The organism is Ruegeria sp. R13_0 (assembly GCF_017743995.1).
Taxonomy (GTDB): Bacteria; Pseudomonadota; Alphaproteobacteria; order Rhodobacterales; family Rhodobacteraceae; genus Ruegeria.
In genome coordinates this window covers 95,822-113,746 of sequence record NZ_JAGHRB010000011.1, presented here as the reverse complement: position 1 = coordinate 113,746, position 17,925 = coordinate 95,822, and the positions used below count along the sequence as shown (strand labels likewise).

Here is a 17,925-nt window from a genome sequence, read left to right as displayed (position 1 = left end):
GACAGAGCCATGCTAGACGCAAGCCCAACCAAGACCGTCACCTTCAACCTGAACGGCGAAGATGTCACCGTGCCTGAGGGCTGGACAATCTGGGAAGCCGCCAAGGGCCAAGGGTTCACCATCCCGCATCTGTGCCACAAACCGCAGCCGGGTTATCGTCCGGACGGCAACTGCCGCGCCTGTATGGTCGAGGTGGAAGGCGAGCGCACGCTGGTCGCCTCGTGTATTCGCCCCGCCGCAGGCGGTATGGTGGTGAAGACCGACAGCGACCGGGCTGAGAAATCGCGCGCCATGGTCATGGAACTGCTGGTTGCCGATCAGCCCGAAGAGGCGCACGACACCTCCAGCCACTTCTGGGATATGGCCAAGCTGAACGATGTCAGCGACAGCCGTTTCCCGGCGAAAGAGGCCGAAAAGATCCCGCTGTTGGATGACAGCCACGTTGCGATGCGCGTCAATCTGGACGCCTGCATCAACTGCAACCTCTGCGTCCGAGCCTGCCGTGAAGTTCAAGTGAATGACGTGATCGGCATGGCCGGTCGCGGCCATACGGCGCAGGTTGTGTTCGACCAGAACGACCCTATGGGCGATTCAACCTGTGTGGCCTGTGGTGAATGCGTTCAGGCTTGCCCCACCGGTGCGCTGATGCCCGCCACCGTGCTGGACGACCAGCAGAAGGGTAACAGCAAGGACTACGATTCTGAAACCGAAAGCGTCTGCCCGTTCTGCGGTGTGGGCTGCAAGGTCTCGCTGAAGGTCAAGGACGGCAAGGTCAAATATGTCGAGGGCATCAACGGCCCCGCAAACGAAGGCCGTCTGTGTGTCAAAGGCCGCTTTGGTTTCGACTATATCCACCACCCGCACCGCCTGACCACGCCGCTGATCCGGCGTGAGGACGCACCTGAAAAGGGTCTGAATGTCGATCCGGGCAACCTGTCGACCCATTTCCGCGAAGCGACCTGGGAAGAGGCGATGGATCTGGCCGCCACCAAGCTGATGGCCCTGCGCGAAGAAGACCCGCGCAGCGTTGCGGGCTTTGGCTCGGCCAAATGCACCAATGAAGAAGCCTATCTGTTCCAGAAGTTCATCCGTCAGGGCTTCCGCCACAACAACGTCGACCACTGCACCCGTCTGTGCCACGCCTCGTCGGTTGCGGCTTTGATCGAGAACGTGGGTTCGGGCGCCGTGACCGCGACTTTCAACGAGATCGAAAACGCGGACGTGGCGATCATCATCGGCTCAAACCCGATCGAGAACCACCCCGTTGCAGCGACCTACTTCAAGCAGTTCGCCAAACGCGGCGGCAAGCTGATCGTGATGGACCCGCGCGGCGTCGGAATGCGCAAATTCGCCGACGAAATGCTGCAGTTCCGTCCAGGCGCCGATGTCTCGATGCTCAACGCGATCATGAACGTGATCGTCGAGGAAGAGCTGTATGACAGCCAGTATATCCACCGCTGGACAGAGAACTGGGAAGCTGAGAAAGAGCATCTGCGCCAGTTCACGCCCGAGGCGATGTCGCCGATCTGTGGCATCGAACCTGAGCAGCTGCGCCGCGTCGCACGCACTTTTGCACAGGCCAAGGCCGGTCTGATCTTCTGGGGTATGGGCGTCAGCCAGCACATCCACGGCACTGACAACTCTCGCTGCCTGATCAGCCTTGCGCTGATGACCGGCAATGTGGGCAAACCTGGCGCTGGTCTGCACCCTTTGCGGGGTCAGAACAACGTGCAGGGGGCCTCAGACGCTGGTCTGATCCCGATGTTCCTGCCGGACTATCAGTCGGTTATGGATGATGACATCCGAGCCAAGTTCAACAGTGTTTGGAATGACGAGCGTGACTTCTCGAACGAGAAGGGCCTGACCGTAACCGAGATCATTGATCAGGCCTATGCGGGCAACATCAAGGGGATGTATATCCAGGGTGAAAACCCGGCCATGTCCGACCCCGATGTTGGCCACGCCCGCGACGCTCTGGCCAAGCTGGAGCTGATGATCGTGCAGGATATCTTCCTGACGGAAACGGCAAACTATGCCGATATCATCCTGCCTGCCTCGGCGCTGTATGAGAAGAACGGCACCGTGTCGAACACCAACCGTCAGGTGCAGCGCGTACGTCCGGCCGTGACCCCTCCGGGTGAAGCGCGTGAGGATTGGAAGATCACAGTCGAGCTTGGGCAACGCATCGGGCTGAACTGGGACTACACCGATGTGTCTCAGGTGTTCAACGAGATGAAGTTGACGATGAACTCGCTCGACAACATCACGTGGGAGCGTCTGGAGACCGAGACCATCACCTATCCGTCTCTGTCCGAGACAGACCCGGGTCAGGCGATTGTGTTCGGTGACGGTTTCCCACGTGCGGACGGCAAAGCCCGGTTTACTCCGGCCAGCGTCATCCCGCCGGATGAGGCCCCGGATGACGAATACCCGATGATCGCCACCACTGGCCGTCAGCTGGAACACTGGCACACTGGTTCGATGACTCGTCGCGCCAAGGTATTGGACGCGGTTGAGCCAGAGGCAAACTGCTCAATGAACCCGCGGACCCTCAAGCTGATGGGGATTGAACCGGGCGAGATGATCTGCCTGACTACGCGTCGTGGCTCGATCGAGATCATGGTTCGTGCCGACCGTGCGATTGCCGAAGATATGGTGTTCATCCCGTTTGCCTATGTCGAGGCAGCGGCGAACATCCTGACCAACTCGGCCATCGACCCCTATGGCAAAATCCCTGAGTTCAAGTTCTCGGCGATCCGTGTCGAAAAGATCGAAGACGCCATCGCGGCGGAGTAAACTCCACTCCAGACACTCGGAAAAGGCGGCCCATTGGGTCGCCTTTTTCGCGTCTTGACAGCGGCTTACACGCGGCCAACCCTGTCACCGTCATTCATGATGGAGTTGCCGATGCCCCGCCGTTTCGTCGATTTGTCCGTTCCGCTGGAAACCGGGATCGTGTCAGACCCGCCGATCATGCTGCCTGAGATCGAGTACATGACCCACGATCAAACGGCCGAGCAGGTCATGTCGTTCTTTCCCGGCCTGCAAAAGGATGACCTACCTGGCGGAGAGGGTTGGGCTATCGAGCGATTGCAAATCGCGACCCATAACGGGACACATCTGGACGCGCCCTATCATCATTCCACAATGGACAAAGGTGAGCGGGCGATCACCATCGATGAGGTGCCGCTGGAGTGGTGCATGAATCCCGGCGTTAAACTGGATTTTCGCGATTTCGAGGATGGTTATGTGGTCACAGCAGCGGATGTCGAGGCCGAGCTGAAACGGATCGGCCATACGCTGAAACCGTTGGATATCGTGGTCGTCAACACCTCTGCCGGGACGCAATATGGCCAGCCCGACTATCTGATGAAGGGCTGCGGTATGGGGCGCGAAGCAACCCTTTATCTGACAGAACGCGGCGTGCGCGTCACAGGCACGGATGCCTGGAGTTGGGACGCGCCCTTCCCGTTGACCGCGCAGGAATATGCGGAAACCAAAGATGCCTCTATCATCTGGGAGGGGCACCGCGCCTCGATGGAGATCGGCTATTGCCACATGGAGAAGCTAACCAATCTCGAAATTTTGCCCGCGACGGGGTTTGAGATTTCTTGTTTTCCCTTCAAGATCAAAGGCGCGTCAGCCGGATTCATCCGCGCTGTCGCGATCTTTGAGGACCCCGAGGAGTGAAAATCACCAACATGTCGCAAGATACACAACCCCTTGGCGGCCATGATGGCCCGTATGATGCACCGATCGAAATCCTCGGCTTTGCCTTGCAGCCGGGCTGGATCGACTACAACGGGCATATGAACGTCGGCTACTATGGCGTTGCGTTCGACATGGCCTTTGAACGTTTGCTGGTCGATCATCTGGGTCTGGGTGAGCCACAGGTCGCCGCGATGGGGCAGGGGCCTTATGTGCTGCAGTCGCATATGCAGTTCCTGCGTGAGGTCACTTCGGACATGGTGATCCACTTTCGGTTTCGGCTGCTGGATGCAGATCAGAAACGAGGGCACTATTTCGGGCAGATGGTCTCAATGCCGGATGAAACGGTGTGTGCCACGCAAGAGGTGCTGTTTATAAATGTTAGCCACGCTACGGGGCGGTCTGCGCCTTACCCGGATTGGGCTGTCAGGCGGCTGGCGCGGATGGTCGCCGATCACAAGGCGCTTCCTCTGGCTCCGGAAATCGGCCAATCGATTGGTATTCGCCGGAAGGAGTCTGGTTAGTAGTCGCGCTCGAAAAACAGCCCGATCCCGGTTTCTCCGCGCCCGTCAACAGTGCCCCGAACAGTGAAGCTGTCCGTAACGTCCAGGTTCAGGTTAACCTCGGTGTCGCCGTCTGTGTTGACGGTGAAATCCGTGTAAAGATTGTCCCCAAGATATGCTCCTGCGCCAAAGCGGCCCGCGCCGCCTTCGGTCGCACCGATATCCACTGTGTCAACACCTGTCGAGTCTCGTAGGCCCTTGGTCGCATCGCCGCCGGCCCCGCTGAGTTGTGCCAGAGAGGCCGCCATCTGTGCGATGACAAAAGGTGAGAGTTCCGAGAACCGGTTGCCAAACAACAGCATGGCCAGCGCCTCTTCGGTCGGGCGTTCGGGGTCTGAGAAAACATTGACTTCGGGCGAATCCAGAGGCCCGGCGATCTCGATCGTGGCGGTTCCGTCCGATGTGCTGCTCGAGGATTCGAACTCGATATAGGGCGTCAGGTCCCCTTGCAGCGTGACGATCCCTTTGGTCAGGGTCAGCCTGCGCCCCAGAATGTCCAGATTACCGCGCAGCAGTTCGATCTGGCCCGAAGGGACAACCGATGTCGTTGTGCCACCGATGGAGATGTTCCCACCCAGTTCCGCGTTTACGCCGCGCCCCCTTACAAAAACGGCTTTGGGGGCCAGCAGACTGATATCCAGCGCAATGCGCGAGTTGCTTTTGCTTTGCTCTTCCTTGGGGATCAGTTGCGCCCGTTCACGGGTGACATAGCCCAGGCGGCTTTCATTTATATGCTGTATTTCGGGGATCGGTGCTGCGCCGACTGCACCCGATGCGGCGGCGAGGTTGATGTTGGTTTCACCAAATGTGATCTGCCCCGCCAGGCTGCTATTGCCTGTCAGAGCGCCCGCCAGCACGATCTGACCGTTCAGCGTGGTCTCGTAGAGCAGCTGGTCGGTCAGCACGAGATTGTTCAGCGTCGTTGTGATCTGCGCGTTAAACGGCGGGGTCAGGTCGACGGGTCCGCTGACGGTGAACCCGCCACCCGCGCGCATAGCCCCGTTCATCGATATCGTGGCGCGGCCTTGGGCCAGATCGACCGACCCGCCAATCCCAGTGATCGTTTGTCCTGCAGTCGGGATCGCAAAAGACGTGCCCGAGGTTGTAATCGTCCCCGACAGTGCCTCCAGCCCGGGTTGGCCCTTGAGCGCCAGATTGTAACGGGCGGAGCCTTCGATCTTGTTGGGAGTGATGAAAGCATTGGCGATACCCAGATTGATCCCGCCCTGGGCGGTTACATCAGCCAGGCCCGTACCCTCATCAAACGTGCCGGACAGCTCGGTGCTGAGATCCGCGGGCCCTGTCGCGTTTGACGAAATCGTCCAGACTCCATTGTCGCGTTTCGCAGTGCCTTCGGCCGTCACTGTGCCGGGGAAGTCCGGTACAAAGCGTTCGATCCGGTTGAACTTGGCGTCGTAGTCCAGATCTGCCGAGCCATCCGTCTCAACCGTTCCGACAACGTTTACATACGAGCTGTCAGGTCCTTGCAGGCGCGCGGTGCCTTCCAACCCTGTCCGCGTAGGCGCAACGTTGCCATCCAGTTTCAAAGGACCAGACACTGTATCGGACAGGCGGCTGAGGTCATCCAACATCGCCGAAAAGTTCAGCCCGCCTGATTCACGATCAAGCTGGCCCGAGGCATTTGCCGTCAGCGCCGTCCCGTTCAGCCGGAACGTGCGGATGTTCATGCCTGCGTCGGTGTTTTCAGCATCCACATTCAGAGTCGTGCGACCCGAGATCAGTGCATCCAACTGGTCGATCCCGGTGCGGATGTCATTGGCCTCGGCCGTGCCTTGCACATCGAATAGCTTGCTGCCCATTGCGCCTTTGCCCTGCATATCGGCCTTCACGGACCCGGCCAGATCACGCCCGGCAAGGCCCGAGAACAGCGATAGGTCCGGCACGTTCGCCTTGGCCTGCCCGTCGACGGCCAGATCGCCCGTGGGATCGGTGATCGTCGCGGCGGCCTCGGCCGTCAGAGCGCGCCCGTTGATCGTAGCCTGACGAATCTCGATCTGCTCTTGCGACAGTGCACCATCGAACTCGATTGAGGTCTGCCCGGCCAGAAGTGGGTCCAGATCATCCATCCCGGTCTTGATACCCCGCGCGTTCACGCTGGCCGTACCGTCAAACTCCAGCGTCTGGACTGTGCCTTTGCCGTTCAGACTGGCCTGTACCGAACCGCCCAGATCACGCTTGGCGAGGCCCGAGAAAACCGACAAGTCCCGCGCGCTGACCGTGGCTTGCCCGTCAATGGACAGGTTCCCATCGGGCGTGGTCACGGTTCCTGCAGCCTGTGCCCGCGCGGCATCTGCGATCAATGTGAAGTCCCGGATTGTCACGCCGTCCGAGCCGCGTTTTGCATCCAGCGTGATCGTGGTCTCGCCCTTGATCACCGGATCGATGTCGTCTCTCCCCGTGGACAGATCGCGGCCTTTGACGGTGACTTTCCCGTCAAAACTGCGCTCCAGCGGCGACCCGCTGCCTTCGACGGTGGCCGTGACCTCTCCTCCGAGGTCAAGCTTGGCCAGATCCGAGAACCGCGAAAGATCGGAGGCGTCAAGCTTCGCCGACCCGTCGATGTTCAGGCCGCTGGTCAGCCCGCTGATCAGCGCGTCGAGATCAAGCGTGTAGTCCGCCCCGATCAACTCGAACCCGGATAGGTTCAGCGTTTGGTCGCTGCCATATTCGAACACGCCGTCCAGCGTAATCCGGTCGCCAATCGCGGTGTTCAGGGCCGGATCAGCCAGATCTAAACCGTCAAGCGCGGCTTGCAGGTCACCATCCACGCTGAGGGCATCCCCCTGTTCCAAGCTCCCCTGCGCCGCAATTTGCACGCGCCGCAGGCTGATCTGGTCAGTGGTCAGCCCATTGGCCGTCAGGCTCAGGTCCCACAGATTGCCGTTCTGCTGGTCGAACAGGGCGGAGATTTGCGCGGCCTCGATCGACGTCCCCCCGCCCGAGACGGGCAGAACCACCTTGTCGCCCTCAGGCGGGGTGATGCGACCCTGCAGAGCGGCCAGTTGCAATGTGCCGCCCGAGGCAAGTTCCAACTGGCCTTCCAGTTTGAGCGCCTGAGACGTAAATTCCAGATCACTGATGTTCAGCGCGCCTTCCGGCTGGGTCTGGCCATCGACAAACAGTCGCGTTTCGGTGCCAAAGAATACATCCATTTCGCTGGCGACAAAGGGCGTAAGGTCACCGCCCAAATCGGCGGTGAACGCAATCCCATCCGCTGCGCCGCTTTCCGCGGCGCGCAGGCGCACCTGACCTGTCACGCGCGGCTGGCTGTCACTGCTCAGGCTGATATCGGCGGTGAAGTCCGTCACTGGGCCAGAGCCTTTGGCCGTCAAACCAATAGGAGGGCTGTCGGGGATTTTCAGCGCGGTTGAGATGAGGCCGCCCGAGGCCTCGACAACGCTCAGGTCCAGATCAATTTGGCTACTGGCGTTCTGGAAACCGGCTTTGAGGGTGATTTCGTCTCCGGCGCGGTCAAGGCGGGTGATGTCGAGGCTGGTATCCAGCGTGCCATCGGCCAGCGACAGGTTGCCGGTGACGTTCAGGTCAGCGGCGACGCCGATCAAGGGCTCGCCCAAGGACAACTCATCAATCCGAAGCTCTCCGATTTCGATCGCGACGGGTAGGTCGGGCAGTTGAAACGGGGTGGTCTCGGCCGAGGGAGGCGGGGCCTCCTTGGTGGTGGTGCCAGGGGCACGGGCGATGTCGATTTCCTGTGCGGTCAACGCGTTGACCGAGAACCTCCCCCGGATCAGCGCCAGACGGTTCCAGTCAAGTTCGGCATCCTTGATGGTCAGCCAGACGCCTTCATCATCGGCGACGGTGATCTCGGCGATGGTGGCGCGGGAACTCAGTGCGCCTTGAAGGCCTTTGACGGTGACGTTCTGGTCATCCCCTGACAGTGTATCCTGCAGGAACCGCTCGATCATGCTGCCGCCTTCGTCCTCTTGGGCGTGCAGCGCCGGGGGTATGCAGGTCAGCGTACCGATCAGCAGTGGATATGCGAGGTAGCGTTTCAAAATGCCTGTCCAATCCCGATATAGAATTGTATGCCGCTGCCGGTGTCGCCCTGAACCGGGTAGGCCAGATCAAAGCGTAGCGGGCCGAACCCGCCCAGATCATAGCGCACACCCAAACCGGCACCGGCGTGGTCCTCGGCGCCGCTGCCTACGAAGGACGAGGTGTCCACGATACCGTAGTCATAAAACCCGACCAAAGACAGGCTTTCGGTGACTTTGCCCCGAACCTCTCCGGAAAAGCCCAGAAACGATTTGCCGCCCGCGATGCCGGTTCCCACCGGAATACCGAGACTTTCAAACGGTTGGCCGCGTACGGTGCCCGCGCCGCCCGAGAAGAACAGGAAGTCCGGCGTTACCCCATCCGCTGATGGGCCGATGACTGACCCGATTTGAACGCGCCCGGCCAGAACCAGTTTTCCGCCAGTACCCAGACTGGTGTAGGCCCGTCCGTCTCCGAAGAGGCGAATGCCACTTTCGGTTCCGGACAGCCCGGCGAAGGGTGTGGCCTGCGCGTCCAGATAAAACCCGCGTGTCGCGCTGATCTTGCTATCGCGCTCGTCCCATTCTGACCGAAGGGGGATGATGAAGTATCGGAATTTTCGCCCATCCCCGTAGGCGTCATCGGCATCCGACCACTGAAAACCGACAGACGCTTCGGCATAGAGCCGGTCTGAAAACGTGCGTCGCGCACCATAGGCCAAGGATGCGACGGTGACGTTGTAGTTTTCCGTGTTGCGTCGTTCCAACAGAGCGTTCCAGAACGTGTTGTCATCGGGCCCCAAACGGTCGGGTTGGTCCAGTCTTAGTCCGATCCGCCCGTCAAGTTCCTCGGCCCCGCCTATATTGCGCAGGGCGGCCTCGAACCTTAGCCGTTCGGCGCGGCGAAAGACGTTGCGGTGGGTCCATGTGGCCGTCACATCCAGCCCATCGCGCGAGGCCAGCTCGATCCCGAAGGTCAGGCGGCGTTTGGGCAGGTCTTCGAAGGTGGCATCGAAATCCAGTGTGCCATCGGGGTTGGGTGTTTCGCGTTCTGTGATCGAGACAACGCTGAACGTGCCGGTCCGGCGTAGGCGCGTGCCGACTTTCTGGATTTGGGCCGGAGAATAGACCTCGCCGCTTGGGAAGCCCGCTATCTTTTCGATGGAGCGGTGTTTGACGTCAGTGTCGCCGTTGATGAACATTCTGCCAAAGGTCAGGCGACGCCCTGGGTCCAGATCAATCTGTGCGTCCAGTTGAGCCTGCGCATGGCGGGCGATGATGGTTTGGTTCGCAAGTTCGGCCTTTGCGTGACCGGCATCTCTCCAGCCCTGCACCCCGGCCGAGGTTGCCTGTTGGATCGCCCCTGTAGTGGCCAGTTTGCCCGGCGCGAACTCTTCCGGCAGGACCGTGTCCGGTGCAACGGGCTGTACGATTGCTTTGCCGAACCGGAAGCTTGGACCGGTTTCGACGGTGATCACAGCGCGGTTAATTTGTGCGGGAACGCTCAGGGTGCTGAGGTCTGCTGCCTCTTTGCCGTCGAGTTTGATGCTGACCACGGGGCTGAAATAGCCCTCGTCGTACAGAATCTGAACAATGGTGCGATAATCGGACAGGGCGGCCGAGAGGATTTCCAGAGGTGTGTCCAGACCACGGGAGTCAGCGGTCGTGACGGACGAGGTTTCCTCGATGCGTTCTCTTAACTCTTTTGAGGCCCCTGGAGCGACGAGACTGGTTTCAAGGGCCAACAGTCCGGTTGGGGCCAAAGCTGTCATTGCGGCCAAAAGCCAACCCGTCAGACGGCGTTGCGGTCTGCTGCCCTGCATAAAACGGCTCCAACTGCCTCAACTCGAATACTATTCGACCGCGCTGTCGGATCGCGGTCGATTAAATTCATGTTAGAGCATTTGAGGCCGTTCAGGAAAAGGCTTTTGATGTGTGGCGAGTGAATAAGGTCAGCAGTTGTGTTGCATTCGGGGTCGACGGCTTGAGGCGGCTCCCGCCCGGTTTGGTCGCATCGTAGATGAACCCAACCTGGTTGGGCCGGGCAGCGCGCGGTGCGCGCTGCGGTTGCGACGGGTCAGGCGGCGGTCATGAGGCGGGCGACGTCCAGCATACGCGCGGAGAAGCCCCATTCATTGTCGTACCAGCCAAAGACGCGGACCTGGTTCGCGCCGACCATGCGGGTCTCTGGTCCAGCGATGACCAACGACTCGGGGCGGGCGCGCAGATCGGAGGAGACCAGCGGCATATCGGTCCACCCCAGAACCGGCGACGCGCTGACCTGATCGCGTAGGGCCTTGTCGAAGGTCTCTGCGTCAAGGCTGCGGTCAAGCGTGACAATCAGATCGATGGCCGAAACACTGGCCGTTGGCACCCGTACCGCCGCGCCTGAGATGCGCCCGGCCAAATGCGGTAGTACGACATCGATCAAGTGGATCGCGCTCGACGTCGTTGGGACCATCGACAGCGCGCCTGCGCGCGAGCGGGCAAGATCGCCGCGCGGGGCATCCACCATCGGTTGGCTGTTAGTATAGCAGTGGATGGTCGTCATGTGGCCCGTGGTAATCCCGCCGATGTCATCCAGAACCCGGACCAGAGGCGCCAGCCCGTTCGTGGTGCAGGAGGCGTTCGAGACGACATGAGCGCCGCCCAGTTGATCCTCATTGGCGCCAAGGACCACGGTCACCTCGGCGGCGGGAGAGGGGCCGGAGATCAGCACTTTGCGCGCGCCCGCGGCCAATCCGCGCCGCGCCACGTCGGAAGTTCGGGCGATGCCGGTGCAGTCCAACAGGACATCCACGCCAGACAGGTCGATATTTGCAAGATCAGAGCTGTGGGTCATGGGGATGGACTGCCCATCCACGACCAGCGCGTTGTTTCCCTCAGAAACCTTTCCGGCATAGGGGCCGAAGGTGCTGTCGTATTTGAACAGGTAGGCGCAGGTTGCCAGCGGTGCGATGTCGTTGATCAGCACCAGCTCGATATCCGATCCTTGCGGCATGGCCAGAACCTGCCGCAGGATCGTGCGGCCAATTCGGCCGAATCCATTGATCGCGAGTTTCATGCGCAAGCTATGGCAGGCGTCTCAGGCGACCTCAATGAAAGTATTGTACCAATTTCAGTTGCAGCTAACCTGCGAGAAAAACTGGCCCGAGATGTTCTGATACATGCTTGCCACGATGGGTCTGCAGCCAGTGGCCTGCTGAATTGCAGAAATCGCCTGCAGTGTTCGCAGGCGCGGTGGCGGGCCGAACGGGTTGAGATTGTTGTTGTCACGCGTGGCGCGGTAGATCACCGGCTCTTCAGCGACTTGGGTCACCGCCCATGTGCGGCTGAGGACCACGACGGACTTGGTCTCTTCCTTGGCGATGGCAGGGGCGCTTGGCGCGACGGTCAAAGTGGCAACCGCGGCCAGAGCCAGAAGGGGCAGGCGCAGGGTCATAATGCAAACTCCTACATTCAAATGAGAATTTCCCTGATTTCACCAGATTTAGGCGCTGCTGTGAACCCTTTCGGGTCAAATTCGCATTACCTTTGCGCGTTAAAGACGCTCAATTTGGATTTTCTGAAGGTGCAACCGCTCGGGGCTTGGCCCGGCCCGCGCTGGGGTATATCCTTGAGGACAAATTGATTTCAGTCATGTGAGGCACATATGAAAGCCCGGATTTCTTTGGTTTTGGCAGCTGTAGTTCTGACGGTTGGGGCGGTTCAGGCCAAACCTCTGTCACGAATTATTGCGGAAATGGGCCTCAGCCCGCAGGATTTCGAAGTGCTGAGCGCGGCCTCCACCGCGTTGTTGACCAGCGGTGCTCCGTCCGTTGGACAAGAACGCGCATGGACCAATGATGCGACCGGTTCGAAAGGCACGGTGCGGATCGGCGCGGTTCAGGGGAATTGTGTCTCGTTAGAGCATTCTGTTGAACCCGGCGGAGATGAGCAGGCCCGTCAGGTTCGAACGCGCAGGTGCAAGGACGCCAACGGGAACTGGTTGCTGACGCCCTGATTCGCTTCAGTAGCCTCTGCCTCGGTCGATTTCATGCAGCAGCGGCTGGCCCGAGGATAGCCGTTCGAAATTCCTGGCCACGTCCGCAAGCGCATCCCCCAGATGCCAGCCCGAGACATGCGGCGTGATCGTCACGCCGGGATGCTGCCAAAGAGGGCTGTCTAGCGGCAGAGGCTCTTGAGAGGTGACATCCAGAACGGCATGGCCGGGCGTGCCTGCGTCCAATGCCGCGATCAATGCGGTCTCGTCAATCAGATCGCCGCGCCCTGCGTTCAGCAGATGGCTGCCGGGCTTCATCGCGGCGAGTATGTCGGCATCAAACAGTCCAACGGTTTGCAGGGTCGAGGGTAAGATGGCGCAGACGTAGTCGCACTGACCAAGCAGTTCGGGCAGGACATTCTGGCCGTGCAGGCAGGTTACGCTGTCGATTTGCTTGGGTGACCGGCTCCAACCCATGACCTGAAAGCCAAGGCCCTTCAGCATGAGGGCCGTGCGCGTGCCGATCGTGCCAAGCCCCAGTACACCGACCTTTGTCTCTGACGTGATGCGCGGCGCTTTGGGGGACCATTCGGACCGGCGCTGGGCGGCTTCGTAGTCTCCCAAATGGCGCTGGGCGCGGAGGATATGGGCCAGAAACCACTCGGCGATTTCTTGTGCCGGGGCGTCCGGCCTCAGGCGTGCGACGCGGATATGATCGGGCAAATTGGGGTTGCCGACGATGGTTTCCACGCCAGCGCCCAGTTTCTGTACCAGTTTGAGGTTGGGGAGGCGCTCAATATGCGCATCCTGCAGCGTGCTGACCGCCACCATGGTGATCTCAGCCGGATCTCCGATCGTGTCCGGGGTGCGGACATCAGCGCCGGGCGACTGGTGCAGGACCTCTTTGGCCAAATCCGCATCGCTGATCCAGTTGGACAGGCCGGTTTCGATCAAAAGTGCCATGGATGCCTCATGTATTGGAAATAGATGAAGGTGACGTCCCGTCATGGAACTGGACAGGGTCCGGGCAGCTAAGCCATTCTTCAAGCGAAGGTAAAGCCCGAACCGATGGGCAACGGAGGAGCGTTCATGAACATGTCATTCGGTCTGCGCGAGGAAAACCGCGCCCTTTTGCAGCGCGTCGCAGATATGATCCGTGACGAGATCATGCCGCTGGAAGAGGAATATCAGGCCGAAATCGGCAAGGGCGACCGTTGGCAGTATACCGACCGTCAGGCGGAAATTCTTGAGGGGTTGAAAGCCAAGGCCAAGGCCGCCGGGCTTTGGAATATTTGGCTGACCGACAGCGAAAAGGGCTTTGGTCTGACAACGGTCGAATACGCCTATTTCGCCGAAGAGATGGGCAAGACGCCTCTTGGGGCCGAGGTATTCAACTGCTCGGCCCCCGACACCGGAAACATGGAGGTGTTCGAGCGTTACGGCACCGAGAAGATGAAAGAGCAGTGGCTGAAGCCTCTGCTCGAAGGTCAGATTCGCTCGGCCTATTTGATGACCGAGCCGGACGTGGCCTCATCTGACGCGACAAATGTGTCGATGTCGTGTGTGCGGGACGGGGATAACTATGTTCTCAATGGTGAGAAATGGTGGTCCTCGGGTGCGGGCGATCCACGCTGCAAGGTTTACATCGTGATGGTCAAAACGGGGGGCGAAGATCAGCCGAAGCATCAGCGCCAGTCCATGATCGTGGTGCCGGTTGACGCGCCGGGGATCGAGATCCTGCGGCCCATGGAGGTCTATGGCCACGACGATGCACCCCACGGACATATGCACATCCGGTTCACCAATGTTCGCGTCCCCGCGGAAAACATCCTGCTTGGTGAAGGTCGTGGGTTCGAAATCGCGCAAGGCCGGTTGGGGCCGGGCCGCATTCACCACTGCATGCGCGCCATCGGGCAGGCCGAAAGCGCACTTGAGCAGATGTGCAAACGGTCGCTGCAGCGCGAGGCGTTCGGCAAGAAGCTGGCGCAGCTTGGGGCTAACTACGACATCATCGCCGAATGCCGTATGGAGATTGAAATGGCCCGTCTGCTATGCCTGAAAGCAGCGTGGTACATGGATCAGGGCAATGCGCGGGCGGCGGCACCTTGGATCAGCCAGATCAAGGTGATTGCGCCTCAGGTCGCGCTGAAAGTGATTGACGAGGCGGTGCAGATGTTTGGGGCGCAGGGGATCAGTCAGGATACCCCGCTGGCCAATGCCTGGACTCATGTCCGCACATTGCGCCTCGCCGATGGGCCGGATGCGGTGCATCGCCGTCAGGTCGCGCGTGCGGAGCTTAGGAAATACACACAGGAAAAGGTCTGACGCCCCGGATGGCTACCTATGATTTCGAAGATCTCTCCTATTTTCATCAGCGAGAGGACGGGGCTTTTGTCGGCAATGACCCGGCGCGCGGTCCCTGGTCGGCGGAGCATTGTCACGCAGGGCCAGTGAGCGGCCTAATCGTGCGCGCGGCAGAAACCGAGGTCGGGCCCGAGAAGATGCTGACTCGCCTGACCGTTGATCTGCTGCGCCCTTTGCCTCTTGCTGGGCTGCGCGTTGCGGCTGAGACCATGCGCCATACCAGAACGCTCGGGACCACACGAGTGACGGTGCATGATCTGGACGACACCCTGTGTGCGACAGCAACCACGATGCATGTGGTGCGCCGGGACTTGGGCGATGTGCCCAATGTCGAAACGCGGCCATTGCGGTTCGAAGATGCGGCCGAAGGCCCTTTCCCGATCGGAGAGGTGCGCCATGACCTGCCCGGTTTCGCACATTTTAGCGATATCAGATACGGGGCGGGGGACAAGCAGGGCGTAGGGCCGAAAACCGTGTGGATGCGGACCCCGAACCTGTTGGAGGGTGAGGTGCAGTCTCCGATCCAATCGCTCTGCGCCTTGGGGGATTGCGGCAATGGAATCTCATGGAATGCCCCAACCGCCGAGATGGGGTTCATGAACACCGATCTGACCATCAACATCCACCGGGAGCCCACCTCGGACTGGTTGGCCTCCCAATCCATTTCGCATTGGCAACCCTCAGGAATCGGAATGTCTCAGTCGGTGCTGCATGACAGGCAGGGGCCTGTCGGAACGGCCCTGCAAACGATTGTTCTGTTCCCGCCCAAGTGACCGGTCGGCCAGTTTCTGCATCGTGACCGGAAATCGCATTGCCGATGCCCATCCCGACACCTATCTTGCCCCTATGCGTTGGTTGATCCCATTCCTGACTTGCTGCCTGCCGATCCCGGCGTTGGCCCACCCGCATGTCTTCATCGACACCGGGCTGGAGTTCATTGTGGACGAGGCCGGACAGTTGACCCATGTCCGCGTGACCTGGGCCTATGACGAGCTGTTCTCGCTGCTGCAGTTGGAAGACATGCGGTTGGATCAGGATGGAGACGGCGCGCTGACCGAAAGTGAGCAGCAGTTCCTGACCGGGTTCGATGCGCAATGGATGGAAGGCTATAACGGTGATCTGGTGGTGACCGCCGGCGGTGCCCCGATTGCCTTGTCTGGCCCGTTGGAGCCGCACGCCACGACCGAAGATGGTCGCATCGTCACAACTCATCTACGCGCTATCGAAGGCGGATCTGTCCCGGCCGAAGCGATTTCGGCAAAAGCCTTCGATGAAACTTATTACACCGCCTACGACGTCACCCGCCCGGTCACCGTGTCCGGCCCCGCGACCTGTCTGCTCGAACGGATCGAGCCGGATATCGAGGGCCAATTGGCGCAGATGCAGGCCTTTCTGCTGACCTTGGATGCAGAATACGACCTTGAGGAAAACGATATCCCGCTTGTCGGCGAAAGCTTTGCGACCGAGATTTTGATTTCATGTCCAAATACCTGATTGTTCCCGTCGCCATCGCCTGTGGCCTGCTTTTGTGGTTCTGGGGCAGTGGTGGGTTTGACAGCCTAGCTGCTTGGGCGGCTGGCGAACAACGCGAATTCCAGAACCAGATCGCGCGTGCCCTTCGGGCGGCCCGCGCCGAACAACCTCAGGCGGTGGCAACTCTGCTGACCGTTTGTTTCGCCTACGGGTTCTTTCACGCCATCGGTCCGGGGCACGGTAAGGTCCTGATCGGAGGCTACGGTTTGGGTCGTCAGGTCGCCTTCTGGCGACTTTCCGCTATCAGCGTATTGTCGAGCCTCGGGCAGGCCGTGACGGCGGTTGTTTTGGTCTATGCCGGGGTTCTGATTTTCCAGTTGTCACGTGAGACGCTTGTGGGCACGACCGAGCAGGTTATGGCTCCAATCAGTTATGCGGCCATCGCGGCCATTGGTTTGTGGCTGGTTTTTCGCGGGATGCGTAGTTTTGCGCGACGGTCCCGCAGCGATGCGGCGCATGGGCATTCTCACGACCATGAGCATCACCACGACCACCACCATGATGAGCACGACCATCACCATCATCATCACCATGATGAGGTCTGCTCGGATTGCGGCCATCGCCACGGTCCCAGCGCGGAAGAGGTCGCCAATGTCGGGTCACTGCGTGAGGCGCTCGTGCTGATCGCGGGCATCGCCGCGCGCCCCTGTACCGGGGCATTGTTCGTGCTGATCCTGACCTGGCAGATGGGAATCGCCATGGTCGGAGTTGCCGGAGCTTTCGCGATGGCGCTGGGCACCGCGACTGTCACAACGCTGGTCGGCTGGACGTCCTTTGGCCTGCGCGGCGGGTTGCTTGCCTCTGCCTCGGCCACGCGATTTGCGTCGATACTGGCCCCGACCATCGAACTGGTGGCAGGGCTAATGATTGTCGTGATTGCCAGCGGCCTGTTGTTGCGCGCGATTTAAAGCGATCTAGAAAACCGGATCAGGGTAACCGACCCGTGCCAGATACAGCCCTTGCGGCGGGCAAACCGGCCCGCAGGCGGCGCGATCTTTGGCCTCCAGCGCGTCGCGCACATCCTCGGGTGACCGCGTTCCCGCGCCAACGCGTTCCAGCGTTCCCACAAAGCTGCGCACCTGATTGTGCAGGAACGACCGCGCCCGCACGTGAAAATGCACCTCGGGGCCGGAAAAGCCCTGCACTTGTTCCACCCGCAACTCATCCAGAGTTTTCACCGGACTTGCCGCCTGACATATTGAGGATCGGAAGGTGGTGAAATCATGCTGCCCGATCAACATATCCGCGCCCGCCTGCATGGCCTCGACGTCCAGTTGATGGTTGATCTGCCAAACCTGCCCCTTGTCGTGGGTCGCAGGCGCGCGGCGCATGAGAATGCGGAACAGGTATTGACGTTCAACCGCCGTAAAGCGCGCGTGCCAGTCATCAGCGACCCGCGCAGCCTGAACAATCGCCACCGGATGCGGCTTGAGGTGATAGTTCAACGCCTCGGACAGGCGGAAGGGGTCCCATTCCTTGACCAGATCACAATGCGCCACTTGCCCCAGCGCATGCACACCCGCATCGGTGCGCCCGGCGGCGGCAATGGTGTGATCGCCCGGCTGGATGCGGGACAGGGCGTGCTCAATGGCCCCTTGAACTGAGGGCAGCTCTTTCTGGCGTTGCCATCCGGCAAACGGCTCCCCTTGGTATTCGACTTTCAAAGCATATCTGGGCATGGGCCGCTGGTAGCGCGCGACGCGCAAACGGGCAAGGGGGCGAAAGCGCTGGCATGTCCGGCAGCGGCTACCTATCTTGG

14 protein-coding genes are annotated in these 17,925 nt (G+C 60.4%); 8 read left to right on the top strand and 6 right to left on the bottom strand.

The features are described from left to right. The first annotated feature begins 9 nt into the window (after window positions 1–9). The 3 genes from fdhF to J7394_RS15600 all read left to right on the top strand — a co-directional run bounded on the left by fdhF (window position 10) and on the right by J7394_RS15600 (window position 4,232). Entirely contained in the window at window positions 10–2,796 is a 2,787-nt protein-coding gene (fdhF, locus tag J7394_RS15610) for a formate dehydrogenase subunit alpha (RefSeq protein WP_209254265.1), read from the top strand. 111 nt (window positions 2,797–2,907) lie between these two features. Beyond that, the gene (locus J7394_RS15605; RefSeq protein WP_209254263.1) at window positions 2,908–3,690 is read left to right on the top strand and encodes a cyclase family protein; all 783 of its coding nucleotides are present in this window, start codon (window positions 2,908–2,910) and stop codon (window positions 3,688–3,690) included. Beyond that, complete coding sequence (locus tag J7394_RS15600; RefSeq protein ID WP_371812040.1) at window positions 3,687–4,232, top strand: thioesterase family protein; 546 nt, start codon at window positions 3,687–3,689, stop codon at window positions 4,230–4,232. The genes J7394_RS15605 and J7394_RS15600 overlap by 4 nt, the downstream gene beginning before the upstream one ends. On the opposite strand, the gene J7394_RS15595 is transcribed toward J7394_RS15600, so the two are convergent. From J7394_RS15595 to J7394_RS15580, 4 genes are all read right to left on the bottom strand, one after another. Next, the gene (locus J7394_RS15595) at window positions 4,229–8,308 is read right to left on the bottom strand and encodes a translocation/assembly module TamB domain-containing protein (RefSeq protein ID WP_247748252.1); all 4,080 of its coding nucleotides are present in this window, start codon (window positions 8,306–8,308) and stop codon (window positions 4,229–4,231) included. The two genes, J7394_RS15600 and J7394_RS15595, sit on opposite strands and share 4 nt — an antisense overlap. After that, the gene (locus J7394_RS15590; RefSeq protein ID WP_209254261.1) at window positions 8,305–10,110 is read right to left on the bottom strand and encodes an autotransporter assembly complex family protein; all 1,806 of its coding nucleotides are present in this window, start codon (window positions 10,108–10,110) and stop codon (window positions 8,305–8,307) included. The genes J7394_RS15595 and J7394_RS15590 overlap by 4 nt, the downstream gene beginning before the upstream one ends. Before the next feature lie 254 nt (window positions 10,111–10,364). Further along, window positions 10,365–11,351, bottom strand: coding sequence for a type I glyceraldehyde-3-phosphate dehydrogenase (locus J7394_RS15585; protein WP_209254260.1), 987 nt, complete (start codon window positions 11,349–11,351; stop codon window positions 10,365–10,367). A gap of 54 nt (window positions 11,352–11,405) precedes the next feature. Further along, window positions 11,406–11,729 (bottom strand): hypothetical protein, encoded by a 324-nt coding sequence (locus tag J7394_RS15580; protein WP_209254259.1) that lies wholly within the window; start codon window positions 11,727–11,729, stop codon window positions 11,406–11,408. Window positions 11,730–11,939: 210 nt separating this feature from the next. Between J7394_RS15580 and J7394_RS15575 the strand changes: the two genes are divergently transcribed. Beyond that, window positions 11,940–12,290: a hypothetical protein gene (locus J7394_RS15575; RefSeq protein WP_209254258.1), complete on the top strand. Its 351-nt coding sequence runs from the start codon at window positions 11,940–11,942 to the stop codon at window positions 12,288–12,290. A gap of 6 nt (window positions 12,291–12,296) precedes the next feature. Here the strand turns inward: J7394_RS15575 and J7394_RS15570 are convergent, their stop codons facing one another. Next, a complete protein-coding gene (locus tag J7394_RS15570) occupies window positions 12,297–13,232 on the bottom strand; it encodes a glyoxylate/hydroxypyruvate reductase A (protein WP_209254257.1) in 936 nt (311 codons plus the stop codon). A 126-nt stretch (window positions 13,233–13,358) separates the two neighbouring features. Here J7394_RS15570 and J7394_RS15565 point away from each other — a divergent pair, with 126 nt between their 5' ends. Genes J7394_RS15565 through J7394_RS15550 form a run of 4 tightly spaced genes read left to right on the top strand, consistent with a single transcriptional unit; the run spans window position 13,359 to window position 17,074 of the window. Continuing rightward, the gene (locus J7394_RS15565; RefSeq protein ID WP_209254256.1) at window positions 13,359–14,594 is read left to right on the top strand and encodes an acyl-CoA dehydrogenase family protein; all 1,236 of its coding nucleotides are present in this window, start codon (window positions 13,359–13,361) and stop codon (window positions 14,592–14,594) included. An 8-nt stretch (window positions 14,595–14,602) separates the two neighbouring features. After that, on the top strand, window positions 14,603–15,406 hold the full coding sequence (locus tag J7394_RS15560; protein WP_209254255.1) for a thioesterase family protein: 804 nt from the start codon (window positions 14,603–14,605) through the stop codon (window positions 15,404–15,406). A gap of 22 nt (window positions 15,407–15,428) precedes the next feature. Then, a complete protein-coding gene (locus J7394_RS15555; RefSeq protein WP_371812039.1) occupies window positions 15,429–16,127 on the top strand; it encodes a DUF1007 family protein in 699 nt (232 codons plus the stop codon). Then, window positions 16,112–17,074, top strand: a complete 963-nt coding sequence (locus J7394_RS15550; protein ID WP_209254254.1) for a nickel/cobalt transporter — start codon at window positions 16,112–16,114, stop codon at window positions 17,072–17,074. Before J7394_RS15555 ends, J7394_RS15550 begins: the two co-directional genes overlap by 16 nt. 6 nt (window positions 17,075–17,080) lie before the next feature. Here J7394_RS15550 and truA read toward each other — a convergent pair whose 3' ends face one another. Next, complete coding sequence (gene truA / locus J7394_RS15545) at window positions 17,081–17,845, bottom strand: tRNA pseudouridine(38-40) synthase TruA (protein ID WP_209254252.1); 765 nt, start codon at window positions 17,843–17,845, stop codon at window positions 17,081–17,083. Window positions 17,846–17,925 lie beyond the last annotated feature (80 nt).